The organism is Microbispora oryzae (assembly GCF_017896165.1).
Lineage (GTDB): Bacteria > Actinomycetota > Actinomycetes > Streptosporangiales > Streptosporangiaceae > Microbispora > Microbispora oryzae.
Genome location: NZ_JAFCNB010000052.1, coordinates 1 through 1937, shown reverse-complemented (window position 1 = coordinate 1937; position 1937 = coordinate 1). Strand labels below are relative to the sequence as shown.

The following is a 1937-nucleotide window of genomic DNA, read 5'->3' as shown; positions in this document are numbered from 1 at the left end:
ATGTTCGAGAGGTTCACCGACCGTGCGCGGCGGGTTGTGGTCCTGGCTCAGGAAGAGGCCCGGATGCTCAATCACAACTACATCGGTACGGAGCACATTCTTCTTGGTCTGATCCATGAGGGTGAGGGTGTCGCCGCGAAGGCTTTGGAGAGCCTGGGGATCAGTCTTGAGGGTGTGCGGCAGCAGGTCGAGGAGATCATCGGTCAGGGGCAGTCGGCTCCGTCGGGGCATATTCCGTTCACGCCGCGGGCGAAGAAGGTTCTTGAGCTGTCGCTTCGTGAGGCGTTGCAGTTGGGGCACAACTACATCGGTACGGAGCATATTTTGCTGGGCCTGATCCGTGAGGGTGAGGGTGTGGCGGCTCAGGTGCTGGTGAAGTTGGGTGCTGATCTGAATCGGGTGCGGCAGCAGGTGATTCAGTTGCTGCATGGGTATCAGGGGAAGGAGCCGGCGGCGGCGGGGGGTCCGCAGGAGTCGGCTCCGTCGACGTCGTTGGTGTTGGATCAGTTCGGGCGGAATCTGACGCAGGCGGCGCGGGAGGGGAAGCTCGATCCGGTGATCGGGCGGGATAAGGAGATCGAGCGGGTGATGCAGGTCCTGTCGCGCAGGACCAAGAACAATCCGGTGTTGGTGGGTGAGCCGGGTGTGGGCAAGACCGCTGTGGTGGAGGGGTTGTCGCAGAAGATCGTTAAGGGTGAGGTTCCGGAGACGCTGAAGGACAAGCAGTTGTACACGCTTGATCTGGGGGCGTTGGTGGCGGGTTCGCGGTATCGGGGGGATTTCGAGGAGCGCCTGAAGAAGGTGTTGAAGGAGATCCGGACTCGTGGGGACATCATCTTGTTCATCGATGAGTTGCACACGTTGGTGGGTGCGGGTGCGGCTGAGGGTGCGATCGATGCGGCGAGTATTTTGAAGCCGATGTTGGCTCGGGGTGAGTTGCAGACGATCGGTGCGACGACGCTGGATGAGTATCGGAAGCATCTGGAGAAGGATGCGGCGTTGGAGCGGCGGTTCCAGCCGATTCAGGTGGCGGAGCCGTCGCTGAGTCATACGATTGAGATCCTGAAGGGGTTGCGGGATCGGTATGAGGCGCATCATCGGGTGTCGATCACTGATGGGGCGTTGGTGGCGGCGGCGCAGTTGGCGGATCGGTATATCAGTGATCGGTTTTTGCCGGATAAGGCGATCGATCTGATTGATGAGGCGGGTTCGCGGATGCGGATTCGTCGGATGACGGCTCCGCCGGATCTGCGGGAGTATGACGAGAAGATCGCGAATGTGCGGCGGGAGAAGGAGTCGGCGATTGATGCGCAGGACTTCGAGAAGGCCGCGGCGTTGCGTGATCAGGAGAAGCAGTTGCAGTTGAAGCGGGAGCGGCGGGAGAAGGAGTGGAAGGCCGGCGACATGGATGTCGTGGCCGAGGTGACTGAGGAGCTCATCGCTGAGGTTTTGGCGACGGCGACCGGGATTCCGGTGTTCAAGCTGACGGAGGAGGAGTCGGCTCGGCTGTTGCGGATGGAGGATGAGCTTCATAAGCGGATCATCGGTCAGGATGATGCGATTCGGGGGTTGTCGCGGTCGATTCGGCGGACGCGGGCGGGGTTGAAGGATCCGCGGCGTCCGGGTGGGTCGTTTATTTTCGCGGGTCCGTCGGGTGTGGGGAAGACGGAGTTGTCCAAGGCGTTGGCGGAGTTCTTGTTCGGGGACGAGGACGCGCTGATCATGTTGGACATGTCGGAGTTCATGGAGAAGCACACGGTTTCGCGGTTGTTCGGTTCTCCGCCTGGTTATGTCGGGTATGAGGAGGGTGGGCAGCTGACGGAGAAGGTGCGGCGGAAGCCGTTCTCTGTGGTGCTGTTCGATGAGATCGAGAAGGCTCATCCGGACATCTTCAACTCGTTGCTGCAGATCCTGGAGGACGGTCGGTTGACCGATGC

At 60.9% G+C, this 1937-nt stretch carries 1 protein-coding gene; it reads left to right on the top strand.

Annotated features, from left to right (window positions below):
• Positions 1-1937, top strand: a 1937-nt coding sequence (locus JOL79_RS33460; protein ID WP_210159951.1) for an ATP-dependent Clp protease ATP-binding subunit, incomplete at its 3' end; no start/stop codon positions are given.